Here is a 19,575-nt window from a genome sequence, read left to right on the forward strand (position 1 = left end):
TTTATTTATTCTATTTGTTTCATCAAAGCAAAACAAATAAAAGGACTCATGAAAAAGTTAGCAAATACTTCGCCGTTTTTATTACTATTGGTTCCAGTATTTATAGTAATATTATTGACATTCATAACTGCTGGTTCTGATCGTCAAAATGAGGATTTAGCTGTAAAAGCTCCTGCTATGAAAACTACATTGATCAAAGTAGTAAGCCCATTTTCTAAGTAACAGCAGCTCTTTAGCAAAGGCTACATACTACCTAAGGCGGTTTAGCGCCCCGGGTAAATAGCATATAAATTTAGTTTAGTTAATAATGAAAAATGGCGGTGGATACCGCCATTTTTTTTGTTTGTATCTAGGTTTTTCCTCTTTTTTCTCAATAATATTTTGAAAACTAAAATATTAGTTATAGATTTATACTAAATCTTTAGTTATACCGAAAATTGCGCACAAAACGGAATAACCTGTAAGAATTAAATAACTAACCGAATATAATATGGAAATAAAAGATTTAACCAAGGCAGAAGAACAGATTATGCAAATCATCTGGCAAATCGAAAAGGGCTTTGTTAAAGAAGTAATGGACTTTTTACCAGAACCAAAGCCAGCCTACAACACCGTATCCACCATTATCCGCATTCTCGAGACCAAGGGTTTCGTTGCACATGAGGCATTTGGAAAATCGCATCAGTACTACCCTCTTATCAGCAAGGAAGATTATAAACGACATGCAACAGAAAAGCTTTTAGATGGCTATTTCGAAAACTCTGTTGAGAGCATGTTCTCCTTCTTTGTTAAAGAGGAAAAGCTGGACTTGAGCGATGTAGATGAAATCCTTAAAATGATTAACAAAATTAAAAACAGACCAAGATGAGCTGGGCACATTACATCCTGCAAGTCAATATCTACCTGCTGGTATTTTATGGCTTCTATAAGTTATTGTTAGACAAAGAAACTTATTTCACACTCAACCGAATTTACTTGCTTTCGGCAGGTCTACTTTCGTTAGCCATCCCCTTTTTAAGGTTCGAATGGTTTACTGAGCAACCGGTAACACAGCCATTTTCTGTGGGTGCGGGCCAGTTGAACGACCTCATGACAGAAGTAATGGTAGGAAATGTAACTCCAGACAGACTTAGCCTGGGCAATCTGGCAGTTTCTATTTACCTCCTCGGCGTCCTGTTTTTCTTTGGAAAATTCATTTGGCAGCTCCTTTCTATCAGCAAACTACTGAAACGAACCGACAAAGGCACTGCTTTTTCATTCTTTAAGCACAAAAGGATCGATAAAGACCTACCCCAGCTATCAACCATTCAAAAACATGAGGAGATACACATACGTCAATACCATAGTATGGATATCATTCTTTTTGAAGTCCTGGCCATATTTACCTGGTTTAACCCAGTGATCTATGCCTACAAAAACGGGATAAAGCACATTCATGAATATCTGGCAGATGAAGAAGCCGCCAAGGTTCAAGGGGATAAAGCAGAATATGCTTTATTATTATTGAGCAAAGCCTTTGGGGTTCCTCAAAACTCACTAACGAATAGTTTTTTTAATAAATCATTGATCAAAAAAAGAATTTTTATGCTACATAAACCAAGATCAAGAAAGACAGCCATATTAAAGTACGGCATGTTCCTCCCATTATTTGCCATTGCATTAACGATGTCATCGGCAACCATCAGAAACAATAAAAACATTAAGAAAATAGCTGATGAGATCCCTTTAAATACGCCTATAGAAGTGATTAAAGAGGTGGTACAAGAGACTATAAACAAACCCGCAGCACCACCGTCTGTAAAAAAAGCTACAGTTACCAGCCAAACCGCAGGAATTATTGAGCCCGGCTGGGAAGACTTCTACAGATATGCAAACCGAGCCATTAGGTATCCTTATTTTGCCCATAGAGTCAAGCTACAGGGAAATACCATGATCAAATTTAAAGTTGCTGATGGTTTGGTAGAGAACGCAGCTATTGTTGCCAAACTTGGTGAAGGCTGCGATGCCCAGGTGATGAAGGTAATTGTAAGTTATACAGGCTACAAACACATTAAAGATGGAGACTATACTTTAAAAGTTAAATTTTTACTTGATGGGGCCGATACTCCTTTGAAAAATGAGACTATAGCACCAATAAAAGGTTACCAAGCCTTAAATGATATTACCATAACTGGTTCAGCCCTGGCAAAAGAAGTTGCCAATGGCAACGTAATTGATGACAACAAAATCTATGACTTTGTGTCGATTGACAAACAGCCTAGTTTTATCGGGGGGATGGCGTTCTTCTATGCCTACTTAAAAAAAGAAGTAAAATATCCTGCTGAAGCAGTTAAGAACAATGTTCAGGGTAAAGTATTCCTTTCCTTTATCGTTGAAATGGATGGTAGCCTAACCAATATTAAAGTGGAAAGACGTCTGGGCTCAGGAACGGATGAAGAAGCCATTAGGGTATTAGAGGAATCTCCAAAATGGACTCCCGGTATACAAAATGGCAGACCAGTACGTGTAAAATACAATATCCCAATCAGTTTTACCCTAAACAAAACAAATAACCAATCGGGTAAGAGTCAAGGCCAAATCAACAATAGCGAGAGCCCAAGCTTTAGCAGCAATAACATTACAGTAACTGGATATGGAACTAAAACGGCCAATGCGCCACTGTATGTAATAGATGGAAAAATCATGGAAAATGCGGATGTCAATACCATAAAACCTGAGAACATCCATTCAATCAACATACTTAAAGATGCCAGTGCAACGGCAATATATGGAGCAAAGGGCGCCAATGGAGTAATCATAATCACAACCAAGGGAAAATCACTTGACCAAGTTGTTATAGAACAAGAGAAGAAGGAGAAATAAAACAAAATTCCCTATACAAAAAAACCCGACCAATATGGCCGGGTTTTTTCGTGTAATACCTTGTCTCGTGGTATAAAACTATTAAATATCTTCCTCAGATACAAATTTTGCAGAATAAAAATCTCTATTCATGCGTGCGATGTTCTCTAAAGATATGCCTTTAGGGCATTCTGCCTCACAAGCTCCTGTATTGGTACAATTACCAAATCCTTCTGCATCCATCTGCGCAACCATACTTTGTACCCTACGGTAACGTTCAGGCTGTCCTTGAGGCAATTGTGCCAACTGAGAAATCTTAGCAGATACAAAAAGCATAGCCGAAGCATTTTTACAAGTCGCCACACAAGCACCACATCCAATACAAGCTGCAGCTTCGAAAGCTGAATCCGCTTGCACTTTAGGAATTGGAAGGTTGTTTGCGTCTTGTGCATTCCCTGTATTAACCGAAATAAAGCCACCTGCAGCAATAACTCTATCAAATGCAGATCTATCTACCGTTAAATCTTTAATTACCGGAAAAGCCTTTGCTCTCCATGGCTCAACAACGATGGTATCACCATCTTTAAATGAACGCATGTGCAATTGGCAAGTAGTAACTCTATCCTTTGGTCCATGCGGTCTGCCATCGATGTACATAGAGCAGGCACCACAGATCCCCTCTCTACAATCGTGATCAAACACAACAGGTTCGTCACCCTTAGAAATTAACTGTTCGTTCAATACATCAAACATTTCTAAGAAAGACATATCAGGAGAAATCTCTGATAATTTATAATCCACCAAACCGCCTTTGGCTTTTGTATTTTTTTGACGCCAAACTTTCAGCGTTAAATTCATATTTCCTGTACTCATAATATTGAGATTTTAGTACTTAGCTATTATTTATAACTTCTTTGTGCAATCTTGATGTTTTCAAATTTTAGCTCTTCTTTATGTAGCTCAAATTTAACACCCTCTTTGTACTCCCATGCAGCTACGTAAGCGTAGTTTACATCATCACGCATTGCTTCACCTTCTTCAGTTTGATATTCTTCTCTGAAGTGACCTCCGCAAGATTCGTTTCTGTTCAAAGCATCAATACACATCAACTCACCAAGTTCGATGAAGTCGGCCACACGACCTGCTTTTTCCAACTCAGGGTTAAATTCGTTAGCCTCTCCTGGTACACGAACATCGCTCCAGAATTCCTTACGAAGTTCTTGAATTTCTGCAATTGCTTCAGTTAAACCCTTAGCATTACGTGCCATTCCACATTTCTCCCACATGATCTTACCTAATTTCTTATGGAAATGATCTACAGTCTTAGTTCCTTTAATGGCAAAGAATTTGTCGATAATGCCTTTTGCACTAGCCTCAGCTTCAACAAATGCAGGGTGATCTTGCGGAATTGGTTTTGTAGCCAATTCTTTAGATAAGTAAGCACCAATTGTGTAAGGAATTACAAAATAACCATCAGCTAAGCCTTGCATCAAAGCAGAAGCTCCTAAACGATTCGCACCGTGATCAGAGAAGTTAGCCTCTCCTAGCGCATATAAGCCCGGCACAGTAGTCATTAAGTTATAATCTACCCATAAACCACCCATGGTATAGTGAACCGCAGGATAGATACGCATTGGCAATTCATAAGGATCCTCTCCAGTGATCTGCGCATACATATCAAACAGGTTACCATATTTTTCCTTAATTACCTCACGGCCTAAGCGCATGCAGGTTTCTTTATCAGGGTTGTGGATATTCTGTACGCTAGCCTCAATACGACCATAACGCTCAGTGTTAGCTTTAAAATCAAGATACACAGCCAATTTAGAACTACCTACTCCATAACCTGCATCGCAACGCTCTTTTGCTGCGCGTGATGCAACATCACGTGGTACAAGGTTACCGAAAGCAGGGTATCTGCGCTCTAAATAATAATCTCTTTCATCCTCAGGAATCTCAGAAGCTTTACGAGGATCATCTTTCTTTTTAGGAACCCAGATACGTCCATCGTTACGTAACGACTCAGACATCAAGGTTAGTTTAGATTGGTGATCTCCAGAAACTGGAATACAAGTAGGGTGAATTTGCGTGTAGCAAGGGTTACCAAAGAAAGCTCCTTTTTTGTGTGCTTTCCAAGCTGCAGTTACGTTACTGCCCATTGCGTTTGTAGAAAGGTAGAATACGTTACCGTAACCACCGCTGCAAAGCAATACCGCATGACCTGAATGACGTTCTAGTTCACCAGTAAGCAAATTACGGGCAATAATACCGCGTGCTTTACCATCAACTACAACAACTTCAAGCATTTCGTGACGGGTAAACATTTCAACTTTACCCATACCGATTTGACGCTCCAAAGCGCTATAAGCACCTAAAAGCAATTGCTGACCGGTTTGACCTGCAGCATAAAATGTACGTTGAACTTGTGTACCACCAAAAGAACGGTTGTCTAACAAACCTCCATATTCTCTGGCCAAAGGCACACCTTGAGCCACACACTGATCTATAATGTTACCACTTACTTCTGCCAAACGATGTACGTTAGCTTCACGTGCACGGTAATCACCACCTTTTATCGTATCATAAAATAAACGATAAGTACTATCGCCATCATTCTGATAATTTTTTGCCGCGTTGATACCACCCTGAGCTGCGATTGAGTGCGCCCTTCTCGGTGAATCCTGAAAACAAAAACATTTAACCTTATAACCCATTTCAGCAAGACTTGCTGCTGCCGAGGCACCTGCTAGTCCAGAACCTACTACGATAACTTCTATGCTTCTTTTATTGGCCGGGTTAACCAATGGCATAGACGAACGTAATTTAGTCCATTTTTCTGTTAACTCTCCTTCAGGTATATGAGCATTTAATTCTGCCATGTTATTTAAACTTTAAGATCAAAAATTATTTAATAAGGCCCAGGTACATTGCGATAGGCATAGAAGCAAACAGCAAAGAAATGATAATTGAATACCATATCCCTACGCTTTTAATGATTGGTGTATACTTCTTGTGGTTCCAACCTAAAGTTTGAAATGCTGAAGAGAAACCATGCAGCAAGTGATAAGCCAACGAAACCATTGCCAATACATAAAGTACAACCAACAAAGGATCTTTAAAAGTTTCTACCATTACGGCAAAAAGATCGTGGTTGCCATTAGCATCTGTAGTAGGAATGCCTGTAAAACGCGACATTACCCAGAACTTGTTGATGTGAACGATTAAGAAGATCAAAAGCAAAGTACCTAATAAACCCATTGAACGGGAATACCATTTGCTATTTGCAGCACCATTAGTAACTGCATACTTTACCGGACGTGCAGCCTGATTTTGAAGAACTAATCTGAAACCCTGGATAATATGCGCAAGCAAACCTGCGAATAAAACTACTTCCATAGCTCTTATTATCCAGTTAGTACCCATAAAATGAGCGCCCATGTTAAAAGTTAAGCCGCCGTCATTTACATAAATCAATGCATTGATAAAGCAGTGCACTAAAAGAAATGAAATGAGAAACAGGCCCGTTATGCCCATTATTAATTTTTTTCCAATTGATGAGGAAAAAGCGTTTCCGAAACTTGCCATTAGATTGTTTTTTTATTTCTGTTATGTGCAAAAGTATTTAATAAAAGAATTAATCGGTTAATTCAAAGCACAAATCAGCTATTTAGAAACATTCTAACCTTACAATTCGATGATAAATGTCAATGCGAACAAAAAAAGGGCAGCCGGTACTCCCGGCTGCCCTTATCTATCGATATTATAAATTAGAAGGAATAGGTAAACCTACCCTCCGCTGTCACCCCTGTAATAGTAGTCATACCATTTCTTGATTGTGGCAAAGCCGCTTCAATATCTTTAGCACTGTTCACTGGCCTACCGTTTACAGCTGTAACTAGCAAACCTTTAGATATATCCAAAGAGTCGAAGATCTTACCTTGCTCAACACCTGTAACCACTACCCCACTTTTTGCACCATATTTACTTTTAAGTTGTGTCGAAGCAGGAGCAAATGAAGCACCTAATTTTTCGATGCTTGCACTAGCACCAGTTTTAGCAATTACATTCGGATTTGTCGCAGCACCTTCACCTTTCAATGTCACACGCGTATCTTTCAACTGTCCATTTCTGGAATAAGTTAACTCTACCTTGTCACCAGGGCTTAAACGACCTATTTTTTCTTGCAAATCCGGAGAATCATAGATGATGTTACCGTCAATCTTTTTGATGATATCACCTTTTAACAAGCCTGCAGCTGCTGCACCACTACCTGGAAGCACTTCATTCACATACAATCCAGAGTTGTCTTTTACATTTAACCTCTCAGCCAAATCTGCATCCAGTGTAGAGAATGTAACCCCAATATAGCCACGTTTAACAGCACCATATTTTCTAAAATCGTCCAATATCTTTTTGGCCAAATTAACTGGAATAGCGAAACCATAACCTACGTTTGTACCTGTTTGAGATGCAATAGCCGCATTGATACCAACCAATTCACCATTTGCATTTACCAACGCTCCACCACTATTGCCTGGGTTAATCGCTGCATCTGTCTGTATATACGACTCAATGCTTGTGTTTGCCGCACGCGCAGGCATTTTTCCAGTTCTTTGGTACTCCTCAAAATCTTCTTCTGATGGCTGTTGCTGATCTCTAGCCAAAATACCAATACTACGTGATTTTGCACTTACAATACCAGCTGTAACTGTAGTTTGTAAATCCAAAGGGAAACCTACAGCCAAAACCCATTCACCAATCTGAACGTTATCAGAATTACCCATTTTCACTACAGGCAGGTTAGTTGCATCAACTTTAATCAAAGCCAAATCCGTATTTGGATCTTTACCAACTACCGTTGCACTAACCTTACGTCTATCAGACAAGATTACTTCAATTTTATCTGCATTATCTACCACGTGGTTATTGGTTACGATGTAACCATCAGGAGTTAAAATCACACCCGAACCCGAAGCCGCTCTTGGGGCACGTTGTATATTACGACCGCCGCCGCCAAAAAAATCAAACATATCCATTGGAGATGATGACCGTCCTGTCGACCCACTATATGACGTTTTAATGTGGACCACCGCCGGCGACACTGCCGCTGCTGCTTCCACAAAATCTACAGCTCCTGCTGAAGATATCTTAGCATTACTTGCAAAAAGTACCTTTTGCTCGTCTGCAAATGACAGTAAGTTGTCATTTTTATGTTCCATCCATTTGTAGCCACCTAAGGCAGCTGCACCACCTATAAATGCAGCCAACGCTATTAATCCTATCCTTTTCATTTATATATTAGTTTATATTTAACTTATTTAAAAAACCTATTTAGTATTTTCTTTCTTAGATCTATTCAAATTTAATACCATAAGCCCGATATTTGCATCTGTAAACAGTCACGAATACTGTTAAAAAATGTTAAATGAGCAGTAAGCACTAAAAATGGACATTCATTTCTTCAAATACCAAGGCGCCGGCAACGATTTTATACTGATAGACCACAGAGTCAGCCCATTACAAAACATCAGGTACGAACGCATTAAACAACTATGCGATCGCCGTTTTGGCATCGGCGCGGATGGGTTGATGTTCTTAACTGCTCATGACGATTATGATTTCGAAATGCATTATTACAATGCAGATGGCAGACCCGGTAGCATGTGTGGAAACGGAGGAAGATGCATCGTCGCATTTGCTAAACACCTTGGTATAATCGACCGGGAGACTAACTTTTTGGCAGTTGACGGCCCCCATTATGCCAAAATTTCAGAAGAAGGTAACTGGGTAGACCTACAAATGATAGACATAGACACTATTAACAAGGATGGAGATGCCTTTGTATTAAACACAGGATCACCTCATTATGTAGCCCAAATGGAAAACCTTAAAGAATATGATGTTTTCCATAATGGTCAAGCTATCCGCAACAACGATACTTATAAAAAAGAAGGCATTAACGTTAATTTCGTAGAAGATAAAGGCGACTACCTTTTTGTACGCACTTTTGAGCGTGGCGTTGAGGATGAAACTTATGCCTGTGGCACAGGAGTAACTGCAGTAGCCCTATCTATGGCACAACATAAACACCAAAACGGTCATATCAAAACACCTATAAAAGTGTTAGGCGGAGATTTAAGCGTAGAGTTTGACTATGATGGAAAAGAATTTACACATGTATTTTTATGCGGACCAGCTGAAAAGGTATTTGAAGGGCAACTAAGCATTTAAAATGCCCTTCATCCTACTCTCTTTCTGCAAGGTGTGCTGCTACACCGATTTTAATTTCGCCAAAAGAATAATCCCTGCCCAGATGTTCCCTTATAGGATTCATCTGCAGGGTTTTCAATTCACTAATTGCCTCTAGTATCTTATTCAATTTTTTTGCACCAATAATATCTTTGGCTGAAATCTCTTGCTTGGCCACATAGTGCGCCAAATGTCCTTCAATAGTACCAACAACCATTTTACGCTCCTCAGCAATCTCCTGAATAGTCTTACCCTCGTTAAGTAGGATCAGGGACAACTCCTTCGTATCAGCCTTCGGCTCCTTTTCCTTCTTTGGCGCTTTAGCAGTTCCAGATTTGGTTGATTTCCCTTTTTTCTCGGTAAAATCAAGCTTGCCAGGCATTGCAAACACCGTTTCCATCTGCGCAGCTCTTTCTGCCTGACTTAACAAGGCATTCACATCCTTCTTAGTAAACTCTTTTCCACTAATCGTAGCACTTAATAGCGCTGTAGCCTTACGAATTTTCTTTACTTGCTCATAAAACAAAGCTTCCATTTCCAGCAGCTCAGTCAAAAAAGCGACGACCTGCTTGTCCTGCTTTACCAATTCCATGCGCTCAAATATCCTTTTGGAGAAAGCTGAAAGCAGAGGATTAAAATAATTTTCCGCAGCCGTTGCTCTATCCAGCAAAGTCTGTAGCCCAGATTCAGATCTATCTTCGTACAGCCTTTTAATTTGTGATAAGAACTTATTGGCATTTGCTTTCACTTCGCTCAGATCCTTTAACAGCTGAGCGGCCCATTTTACATGCTTTTGCTTGGCCGATTTATTAATGTCTTTCGTATAAGAATGCACATGTTCGTACACATAATTATCCAATGGAGTTAAATCAAAACACTGCAACAGATAGAATCTTAAAAACGTTTCCGTTTCTTGCTGAATCCTACTTTCCAATGCTGATGGATCTTGCTTATTCTTTGAGAAAAAAGTCACATTCTGATCCTGTCTGATGCCTGATCCAGAAATAAGGGAAGTTAGCACCAGCCCATCTAAAGACCTTAATCTGGACAAGGCTACATAAATCTGCCCTGGAGCAAAGGCATTCCCAATATCAATAATTGCCTTATCGAAGGTTAGCCCCTGGCTTTTATGTACAGTAATGGCCCAAGCCAGCTTAAGTGGGTATTGTGTAAAGGTACCGATCAGTTCTTCTTTGATCTCACCACTTACCTTATCGGTGGTATACCTGATGTTTTCCCATTTATATTTTTCGACTACAATTTTTTCATTGTTTCCTTCCGTCTGCACTTCTATCCTATCCGTACTAAGGGCAATAACGGTTGCAATTTTACCATTAAAATAACGCTGCTCACCAGTGGGATCATTCTTAATAAACATGACCTGCGCTCCAATTTTCAGTTCCAGAATATGTTCTGCGGGATATGCATACTCACTAAACTCCTTCTCCACCTTAGCCACATACAGATAAGCAACATCCTTAAGTTCTTCCAGTCGTTGCTTGTTTAAGGTATCAGCCTTGTTATTGTGTGTAGTCAGGGTAATGTACTTTTCGTTTAATGAAGGCATAAAGTCGGCCTTATAATGCTTTTCCAGCAAAGTAAGGTCCTCGGCTGTGACTTCATTATTCCTTAAATTATTAAGTAGGTTAATGAAGACGTTATCGGCCTGCCTGTATATTTTTTCCAGCTCTATATAAACTGGGGGCTCATGATATAAAGCATGGGCATCGAAAAAATAGGCGCTTTTATAGAATTGCGCAAGCATCGTCCATTCATTAGATTTTACTACCGGAGGCAACTGATGCAAATCACCGATAAATAAAACCTGAACACCTCCAAAACTAGCTGTATTGTTTCGTCTAACATAACGCAGCACCATATCAATGGCATCCAGTAAATCTGCGCGAAGCATACTTACCTCATCGATGATCAACAATTCCATATCTACCAGCACCTTGCGTTTGGCAGCAGTCATGTTTAAATGGCGGACAATAGATTTTGGGGTATTGTATTGCTGATTGTAATGATCGCCATCTGCTGCAGGCTGTTTAGGGAGGTAAGCACCAAAAGGGAGCTGAAACAAAGAATGAATGGTCACCCCGTTTGCGTTGATGGCGGCAATACCTGTAGGCGCGGCAATTACCGCTTTTTTATGTGTTAAGTCTATTAACCGTCTTAAAAAAGTAGTTTTACCCGTCCCTGCCTTTCCAGTAAGGAAAATATGTTTGGATGTATAATTTACAAACCTGGCGGCAAGTTCAGCAGGATTAGCAGTTTCTGAATTCAGCATACTGCAAATCTAGCAAGAATTGGCTACTTTACCCTAATTAGCAAGTAACCATTGTAACTTAACTGGCGGTTTAATTCTTCAGGATCTTCTGTGTCAGAATTCGTATCAAGTGAGATAACCACTAATTTTAACTCGTAGTTATTTAAATTTTGAGTTAACGCGAGTGAATCTTGTGATAAATAATAAGCATTACCGCCATTAGGTCTTTCTTTTAATTTACCCGATTTAAAAGCTTTAACCGCATCTCCGGCCAATTTATGTAAATCAAATTCAGCCGGAGCCCCAGCTCCTATCCTTACTTTTAGATTTCCAGTCGGCCTAACCCTTTCAACAACGACCGGCTGATGATTAATCACAGAGGTACTTTCATTTGGATAATTCTCAATCGGAATTACATAATCATATCCTTTCACATTCACAATCACCTCATCCAACGGAACAAATCGCACATTATCCGTATATCTCCTACCTATTCTTTTTATTTTGAGTAAAGCATAAGCCGTGTCCGTTTTTTTGCTTTTAATAGCATAACGGGACTGGGTAGTATCTCTCGCTTCAATTTTAACCTCCAACTCCTCAAGATTTACCTTTGTAAAAGGCTGCAACGTGCTTAAACCATGCCTATCCACCAAATAATCTACCACATCAGCGCGTTGCGCCACATCCTTCTGACTGTTAGAAACCATCAGTCTTTTTAAACGAGCTACCTGCGAATATTTAGATACTGAGAATGCACTTTGAGGCCCATAAGTAGCCAGCAAAGCCAATACACATAAGCTAACCGGAATGATTTTGATATTTTGTTTTTTACTGATCAGGAAGTAAACGGTAATTAAAGTCAGCCAAACCGCTAGTATAATCAGTATATAACGGGACTCAGTAACGCCATAATTACCTACTCTTTTCCAAACGGCGAGCAGCAATAACACCACCAAAGGAATCATCATCACATAGAAAAACCGTGAAAACAGTTTCATCCAGCCATTCCCCTCCTTCTCCTTAATGGGATAGATGAGCAATAAAGATAAAATTCCAAATACAGCATACCCCAAAATCAAAGTTGACACTAAACCTTTGGGCAACTCCCAGTTGATGATGATCTTAGCCTCATATACCAATAAAATAAGCAGATATATGGTCATTAAGGGAATTAGCACATACTGGGTAAATATTTTAAGCCCTTTTGGATAACTCTCTTCTTTATCCAGTTCTTCAAAATTATCTGGCACACCAGCCAGGAAGAAGATGGTCATAAATCCAGCAGTAACTATAGCAAATAGGCGCATATAGGTCCGCCAGCTAATACTTACATTAAATAAGCCATCAATTGCGACAAGCGCAATAGCCAATCCAGCGAAAAGCACACCTGCATAAAGTGCAGATGTTAGAATCCTTAAGAATAAAGTTTTATTGTACTGCCAAAAGCCATTAGCGCTTCCATTTCTTATAAAAGGAGCAAAAGCAACCAATAAATGAAAGCCAAATGCCAACAAGCCTATTCGAAAAATATCGGCCAGGTAAAAAGATGGCTTCAACACAAAATACAGGCCGGTGCAGATCAATACAGCAGCCAATCGTAAGGCCCATTGTTTAGTAGACTGAAGCTTATTGGCTTCTGCATAAAGATCTACAGCCAGAAGCAAAGTCAATGCAAGGTTGCAAACCGAAAGGAATACAGTGAGCCGTTCTTCTGTATGCCTACTTACGTCGACAAGATAACACCATGATATTGTAGCCGCTATAGCCACTAAAACCTGCAAAGGAAACCGAGAAACAACTTGAACAAAGCTGATCCATAAGGAATGTAGGGAAGGTAGTTTGAGTTTCATTTGGAGATAGATGGATAGAACGGTTAGTTATAATTGTCTGTTATAAAAGTAGTAATATTTAAGCTAAGGACCGGATTAGATAACATTTAACAAAAATTAACAAGAAAAGACTTTTACGACTAAATCTTTAGTTATACCTTTAAATTAAACATCATCTAACCAAATGAAATTAACGACTCTGCTTACTCTATTGCTTTGCCATGCCCTAGTCACTTCTGCCCAGCAAAGTTACTCTCTTAAAGGTTCCGTTACAGATAGCCTAGCCAGCTATAAACTGATCAACACCACAATTACCGTATTAAATCAACAGGATTCTACCCTGGTCAAGTTTGGCAGAGCTGATGCCGAAGGTAATTTTTTGGTAACAACGCTACGTCCCGGTAAATTTATTTTGTTAGTTACCTATCCAGGTTATGCCGATTATGTAGAGAATTTTACACTGGACACAGCACAATCTCTTAAAGACTTTGGTTTCCTAAACATGGTCTTAAAATCAACACTGCTTAATGATGTGATCATCCAGGGAAAAATGGCAGCTATCAAAATTAAGGGTGATACCACCGAGTTTAATGCAGGCAGTTTTACCGTCAGGCCCAACGCAAGGGTAGATGACCTTTTGCAGCAGCTCCCTGGTATACAGATAGACAAGGATGGAAAGATTACAGCTCAGGGACAAACGGTTACTAAAGTACTTGTAGATGGCGATGAATTTTTTGGAGATGACCCTACCCTGGTGACTAAAAATCTACGGGCCGACATGATCGACAAAATACAGCTTTATGATAAAAAAAGTGATCAGGCCGTATTTACCGGAGTAGATGACGACAAGACCGAAAAAACGATTAATCTAAAACTGAAAGAAGACAAGAAAAAGGGATATTTTGGAAAAATAGATGCAGGCGGAGGAACGGATGAGTTTTACGGTCTGCAGGGCATGTTCAATATTTTTAAGGCCAAACAAAAATTCTCAGCTTACAGCACGCTGGCCAATACTGGAAAAACCGGGCTCAGCTGGGAAGACAGCAGAAAATATAAAGAGAGTGCAATAGTAGAGTTTAGTGATGACGGCGGCATGATGCTGACAATTGGCGATCAAAATGACGAGCTAGAATCCTTTGACGGCCGATATAACAATGAAGGGATACCTCTGGCACGTACGGGAGGACTGCATTACGACACCAAATGGAATAAAGACAAACAAAGCATCAATACTAATTATAAAATAGGGTCACTGGGTGTAAGGGGCAGCAATAATACGCTAACCCAGAATAACCTTCCAGATGGAATTTTAAACAGCAATTCCGATCAAAACTTTAACAAGTACATTTTCAGACAGAAACTGGATTTTAGTTACTCTACCAAGCTTGACTCCATGTCTACATTAAAGGTATCAGTGGATGGTACGCTAAAAAAATCAGAAACAAATTCCGCATTTAATTCTCAAAGTACAAAGGCAGGACAACGCCTGCTCAACACCAGCGATAGAAAGCTGAGCAATGATGGGAAAGACCAGCTCTTTAACATGAGCGCTTTATATACGCTGAAATTTAAAAAGCCTCGCCGCACTTTTTCTGCCAATACGAGCTATTCCCTGAACAAAGATTCAAATACCGGATTTTTAAACTCAGTAAATACCTTTTATAATGAAACAGGTGGGCAAGACAGTGTCAAGCATATCGACCAATACAAGACCAACGATGGGGTAAATTCGGTATTAAATACCAACCTGAGCTATACCGAGCCGCTTTCTAAAAGCCTTACTATTGTTTTTAATTATGGCTTAGGCTTTAGCAGGGGGACATCCGACAGGAAATCTTTTAACCAGGCCCTCAATGGTAATTATGATCTACTGGATACTTTGTACAGCAATGACTATAAACTTGATCAGTTCACCAATCAGCTGGGCGCAATTTTCAACTACAAAAAAGACAAGACAACCATTAACTTTGGTACAAAGGCAACCGCTGTACAGTTTAATCAGCGGGATATTTTTAGAGCGCAGAATTTCGACAGAAACTTCATCAACTGGAGCCCACAGGCATCCTACCTACTCAAGATCTCGCAGCAGGCTTCTTTCCGTTTTAGCTACAACGGCAACAATAACCAACCCCAATTGGACGAAATACAGCCAGTACGTGTAAACACCGACCCTCTAAACGTCACCATCGGCAATAAGGACCTGACACCATCATTTACAAACCGCTTTAACCTGAATTACAATTCCTATAAAATGCTCAGCGAGCGATACATAAGCCTTGGGGGATCCTTTGACTTTACCGGCAATGCGATCGTAAGTAATATGATCTCCGATGCCGTTGGAAAAAACACCTTCCAATCCATCAACCTGAACGGAAAAATGCCCAATAACTTTAATTTTTACGCCAACACGGGCCGGAAAATCAAGCCACTCAACATCAATTTAAATTTGGGCTTAGATGCCAACGGAAATACTTCATACAATTACATCAACAAAGCGCTGAATGAAGCTAAGTCTTATAACTTCTCTGGACATTTATCTATATCCAAATGGGACGCAAAAAAATATAACTTCAATCTTCGGATCTCGCCTGGCTACAATACCAGCCAGTCCTCACTGCAGCAACAGGTAAACAACAATGGCTGGAACTTAAACTCCAGCGCTGCATTTACCTTATACCTACCTGGTAAATTTCAGCTCAGCAGCAACGCCGAGTATGGTTTTACCGCAGCAACAGCCTCATTTGACAAAAGCTTTGAACGCCTAATATGGAATGCGGCTATCCGCAAAAATTTCTTCAAAGAAGATAACTTCTGGATCGAGCTAAAAGGCAACGACCTCCTGAACCAAAATACAGGCCAGAACAGAACTGCCTCAAATAACCAGATCATCCAGAACACCTTCACCACCATAAAGCGATATTTTATATTCTCAGTAGTCTGGGACTTTAATAAAATGGGCGGATCAACTAACAAATAACCATCATGAAACACATACCTACCCTAATTATCTACCTATTGTTGACCATAAACTCCCTAAAAGCGCAAAATGTAAGATTTATCAATCAGGGTGTTATCGAATTTGAGCGCTCTGTAAATACGCATGCTATTTTAAAAAAGATGCTAGGAAACCAAGGCAGCAGTATCGCTTCTGATGCTTACGAGCATTACAAAAGTTCTCAGCCACAGTTTAAAAAACTAGTCAGCACCTTACATTTTGCAGAGAATAAAACACTTTTCAGTCCCATTGCTACCGAAACTACGGGGATTAGCTTTATCCAGATTCCTTTTGGCACACAAGACAATATTACCTATACCGATCTGAATACAGGTTTATTTACCACGCAAAAAAAGTTCTTTGAAGAAACCTTTCTGTTGAAAGATACGGTCAGAAAGATTAATTGGAAATTAACGACCGAAATGCGCAACATCGCGGGTTATGAATGCCGCAGGGCAAATGCGATTGTCGCCGATTCGATTTATATCGTGGCCTTTTACACTGATAAAATTCCGGTTTCGGGTGGACCAGAGTCTTTTACCGGTTTACCGGGGATGATACTTGGTCTGGCTATGCCCCATGAACATGTAACTTGGTTTGCCACAAAAATAACAGACCGTCCCGTTAGCCCAAATGAACTAAAAGCCCCTGCTAAAGGCAAACCAAAGGATCTTAAAGGTCTTAAGGAAGCCATAGGCAATTTTGCCGCAAAATCTGGTAATTGGGGGAAACCTTTACTAAAAACACTAATCCTTTAATTTACCAGCAACTTATAGCCTTTACCGTGTACATTCAGGATCTCCACTTTAGGATCATCCCTCAAATACTTCCTCAATTTACTTAAAAAAACATCCATACTACGACCATTAAAATAATTATCATCATGCCAGATGCTTAACAATGCTTCTTCACGGGTAAGTACAGCATTCTTTTTAAGACAAAGCAAGCGCAACAATTCGGCTTCTTTGGTCGATAGCTTTTGTTGAAATCCGTTGAAATGAATCAACTGTGTGGTATAGTCGAAAGTATAATCACCTATTTGAAACTGTGTTTGTGCAGGTCCCGGATCAACCTGCTCCTTTACTGCAACACGTTTCAATAGAGCATTTATACGCAGTAGCAATTCCTCAATCCTAAACGGCTTTGTAATGTAATCATCACCACCAAGATCATAAGCAGAAGCTTTATCTTCCATCATGGCCTTGGCTGTAGCGAAAATTATAGGCACATCCTGATTAATCTTTCTAATCTCTTTACCTAATGTAAAACCGTCCTTTTTTGGCATCATTACATCCAAAATACAAAGATCAAACTCTTGTTTACTAAATGCCCTCAATCCTTCTTCCCCATCAGTACATAGTACTACATCAAATTTCCCTTTTAACTGAAGGTAGTCCTGCAAAAGCAACCCAAGATTAGGATCATCTTCTACCAATAAAATTCTTTTCATTAGTTGTGGTTTAGTGGTAAATTTATCTCAAATGTAGTTCCTTTATCTTTCTCACTGTGCACTTTTATGCTGCCGTTCATTTGTTCTACAATATCCTGTACATAATTAAGACCGAGACCAAAGCCCTTTACGTCATGTAAATTACCGGTTGGCACCCTATAAAATTGATCAAAAATACGCTTGGTGTGTTCCTTGGTCATACCAATACCTTGATCTGCAATCTCAATAGTCAGCATTTTATCCGTACTCCTGGTGGTTATCGTGATATCAGGATCGTTGGCGCTATACTTATTGGCATTGTCGACCAGGTTAAAAAATACATTAGAGAGATGCAACTCATCCCCATACACCCTATCATGACTGGCATTTAGGTTTAATGTAACCTTTGCATTTTTCTTTTGCAGCTGCAGACTCATGCTATCCACCACCGCCGAAATCAGATCGTGGATATTAACTTCTCTATGCTCTAGCTTTAACTCTTTCTTTTCCAGTCGGGCAATACTTAGCACGCGTTCTATATGATTGCCCAATCGCACATTCTCATCGTAAATAATACCGGCAAGCCTGCTTATCCGACTTTTATCTGCTACTACCTCCGGATCTTTCAGTGCCTCACTGGCAATCATAATGGTAGCCACAGGGGTCTTAAACTCGTGGGTCATATTATTAATGAAGTCGGTCTTCATTTCAGAAATTTTCTTCTGCTTTAATATCGCATAAATCGTATAGGCAAAGATAAAAATCAGCACCAGCAATAATCCCGCAGAAGAGGCCATAGTAGCCCACATATTGCTAAGAATTAACGAATTCTTATTGGGAAAGTACAAGTACAACATTCCCGGATCACGAAACACCTCATTACTAAATAAAGCTGTGCGATAAGTATTTTCAGGCAAAACATCCGCTTGAGCGTTGGAAACCTTCTGATAAAGAACAGAATCTTTATTCGCCAATTTTAACCAAAAATCATACGTCAAACTCACATTTCGATTTTGCAACTCCTTTTTAATCAAGGTATCTAATGCGTCTATGGATACCCGTTGATTGATCGGTACATATACCTGACGCATTTCTTTCGCCACATCTTCCAGGTAATTCAAATTTGCCCCTTCCAAAGCTACCGTATCCTGCATCAAATCTTTTAGCCCTTCCTGATATCGCTGAGCCGCGGTTCTATCCTCTATCTTAAATTTAAGTGCTAGCTCAGGTGTCACTCTTTCTAGTGTTACCGTTATCGGGTTAAGGTTTTGAGGATTATAAGCGAGATACCTTATACTGTCGGCCAGATGATCTGGCGCTAACGTAAATGTGGAAGATTTTCTAGACACAACAGTTTGATTCACATTGCCGCGTACATTTCCAAAAGCATCCACTCCAAAATCAACCTGAACCTGTAAGGAGGTTTTCCCTTTATTATTTACATTCGAAATTTCCTGATATACCTCTTCACTGATCAGCTCCGGTTTCAGAAAAGTAACCCTAACAATACTATCTCGCATATTCAGGTCGGTAATTACCTTCTTTTGCTGCTCCCGTTTCCTTCGAATTTCCTGCTCCTTAAATTGCTCCTTAAAATCGATGATTCGCTGCGCCTTATCCCTAAAATCACGCTCGCGTTCTTTTCTTACCTCGAAATCTTTTTTAGTGATGTGAACCGCAGCATAGCGCCTTTGCACTTTATTTACAACGGCATTTAAGGCTTGCTGTACATCCTGTTCAAAAAGTTGAGATTTTAGATTATAAGCCTCCCTGATGTAATACAATTGCATTACAAACACCCCTAGCAATGCTATGGTCATTAGTCCGGTAATTAGCCAAAGGCTCCTTTTCTTCATTATAGATTTAATCAAAAATAAAGAAGCATTCACAGAAAACGCCTTATTTAACAAATTTTAACACGGAATTGACGGCTATCTTTTCAATTGTCGCCGCAGTACGGCGA

At 39.7% G+C, this 19,575-nt stretch carries 14 protein-coding genes; 6 read left to right on the forward strand and 8 right to left on the reverse strand.

The genetic code is table 11. The features are described 5' to 3' along the window. Positions 1-48: 48 nt before the first annotated feature. The 3 genes from BLS35_RS27790 (at position 49) to BLS35_RS12345 (ending at position 2,862) form a co-directional block, all read left to right on the forward strand. Positions 49-222 (forward strand): hypothetical protein, encoded by a 174-nt coding sequence (locus tag BLS35_RS27790; RefSeq protein WP_165973302.1) that lies wholly within the window; start codon positions 49-51, stop codon positions 220-222. Between the two features lie 268 nt (positions 223-490). Further along, the gene (locus tag BLS35_RS12340) at positions 491-868 is read left to right on the forward strand and encodes a BlaI/MecI/CopY family transcriptional regulator (protein WP_090781345.1); all 378 of its coding nucleotides are present in this window, start codon (positions 491-493) and stop codon (positions 866-868) included. Then, a complete protein-coding gene (locus BLS35_RS12345) occupies positions 865-2,862 on the forward strand; it encodes a TonB family protein (protein WP_090781348.1) in 1,998 nt (665 codons plus the stop codon). Before BLS35_RS12340 ends, BLS35_RS12345 begins: the two co-directional genes overlap by 4 nt. Before the next feature lie 81 nt (positions 2,863-2,943). Here the strand turns inward: BLS35_RS12345 and BLS35_RS12350 are convergent, their stop codons facing one another. From BLS35_RS12350 to BLS35_RS12365, 4 genes are all read right to left on the reverse strand, one after another. Next, on the reverse strand, positions 2,944-3,714 hold the full coding sequence (locus BLS35_RS12350) for a succinate dehydrogenase/fumarate reductase iron-sulfur subunit (RefSeq protein WP_090781350.1): 771 nt from the start codon (positions 3,712-3,714) through the stop codon (positions 2,944-2,946). Positions 3,715-3,740: 26 nt separating this feature from the next. Beyond that, positions 3,741-5,720, reverse strand: a complete 1,980-nt coding sequence (locus BLS35_RS12355; RefSeq protein ID WP_090781352.1) for a fumarate reductase/succinate dehydrogenase flavoprotein subunit — start codon at positions 5,718-5,720, stop codon at positions 3,741-3,743. Positions 5,721-5,745: 25 nt separating this feature from the next. Next, on the reverse strand, positions 5,746-6,426 hold the full coding sequence (locus tag BLS35_RS12360) for a succinate dehydrogenase cytochrome b subunit (RefSeq protein ID WP_090781354.1): 681 nt from the start codon (positions 6,424-6,426) through the stop codon (positions 5,746-5,748). 182 nt (positions 6,427-6,608) lie between these two features. Then, entirely contained in the window at positions 6,609-8,132 is a 1,524-nt protein-coding gene (locus tag BLS35_RS12365) for a S1C family serine protease (RefSeq protein WP_090781357.1), read from the reverse strand. 154 nt (positions 8,133-8,286) lie between these two features. Here BLS35_RS12365 and dapF point away from each other — a divergent pair, with 154 nt between their 5' ends. Next, entirely contained in the window at positions 8,287-9,072 is a 786-nt protein-coding gene (gene dapF / locus BLS35_RS12370; RefSeq protein ID WP_090781359.1) for a diaminopimelate epimerase, read from the forward strand. A 13-nt stretch (positions 9,073-9,085) separates the two neighbouring features. Here dapF and BLS35_RS12375 read toward each other — a convergent pair whose 3' ends face one another. Both BLS35_RS12375 and BLS35_RS12380 read right to left on the reverse strand, forming a co-directional pair. Then, complete coding sequence (locus tag BLS35_RS12375; RefSeq protein WP_090781361.1) at positions 9,086-11,380, reverse strand: helix-turn-helix domain-containing protein; 2,295 nt, start codon at positions 11,378-11,380, stop codon at positions 9,086-9,088. A gap of 23 nt (positions 11,381-11,403) precedes the next feature. Next, the gene (locus tag BLS35_RS12380) at positions 11,404-13,209 is read right to left on the reverse strand and encodes a DUF4153 domain-containing protein (protein WP_090781363.1); all 1,806 of its coding nucleotides are present in this window, start codon (positions 13,207-13,209) and stop codon (positions 11,404-11,406) included. A gap of 163 nt (positions 13,210-13,372) precedes the next feature. On the opposite strand from BLS35_RS12380, the gene BLS35_RS12385 reads away from it, so the two are divergent. Together BLS35_RS12385 and BLS35_RS12390 are read left to right on the forward strand one after the other, a co-directional pair. Beyond that, positions 13,373-16,165, forward strand: a complete 2,793-nt coding sequence (locus BLS35_RS12385; RefSeq protein WP_090781365.1) for an outer membrane beta-barrel family protein — start codon at positions 13,373-13,375, stop codon at positions 16,163-16,165. A 5-nt stretch (positions 16,166-16,170) separates the two neighbouring features. Continuing rightward, a complete protein-coding gene (locus tag BLS35_RS12390; protein WP_090781367.1) occupies positions 16,171-16,941 on the forward strand; it encodes a GLPGLI family protein in 771 nt (256 codons plus the stop codon). Here BLS35_RS12390 and BLS35_RS12395 read toward each other — a convergent pair. Both BLS35_RS12395 and BLS35_RS12400 read right to left on the reverse strand, forming a co-directional pair. After that, positions 16,938-17,633 carry a response regulator transcription factor gene (locus BLS35_RS12395; protein ID WP_090781369.1) on the reverse strand — a complete coding sequence of 232 codons (696 nt, stop codon included), beginning with the start codon at positions 17,631-17,633 and terminating at the stop codon, positions 16,938-16,940. The genes BLS35_RS12390 and BLS35_RS12395 overlap by 4 nt on opposite strands. Continuing rightward, positions 17,633-19,468, reverse strand: a complete 1,836-nt coding sequence (locus BLS35_RS12400; protein WP_090781371.1) for a sensor histidine kinase — start codon at positions 19,466-19,468, stop codon at positions 17,633-17,635. The genes BLS35_RS12395 and BLS35_RS12400 overlap by 1 nt, the downstream gene beginning before the upstream one ends. Positions 19,469-19,575 lie beyond the last annotated feature (107 nt).

Source organism: Pedobacter sp. ok626 (assembly GCF_900100435.1).
In the GTDB taxonomy this organism is placed as follows: Bacteria; Bacteroidota; Bacteroidia; order Sphingobacteriales; family Sphingobacteriaceae; genus Pedobacter.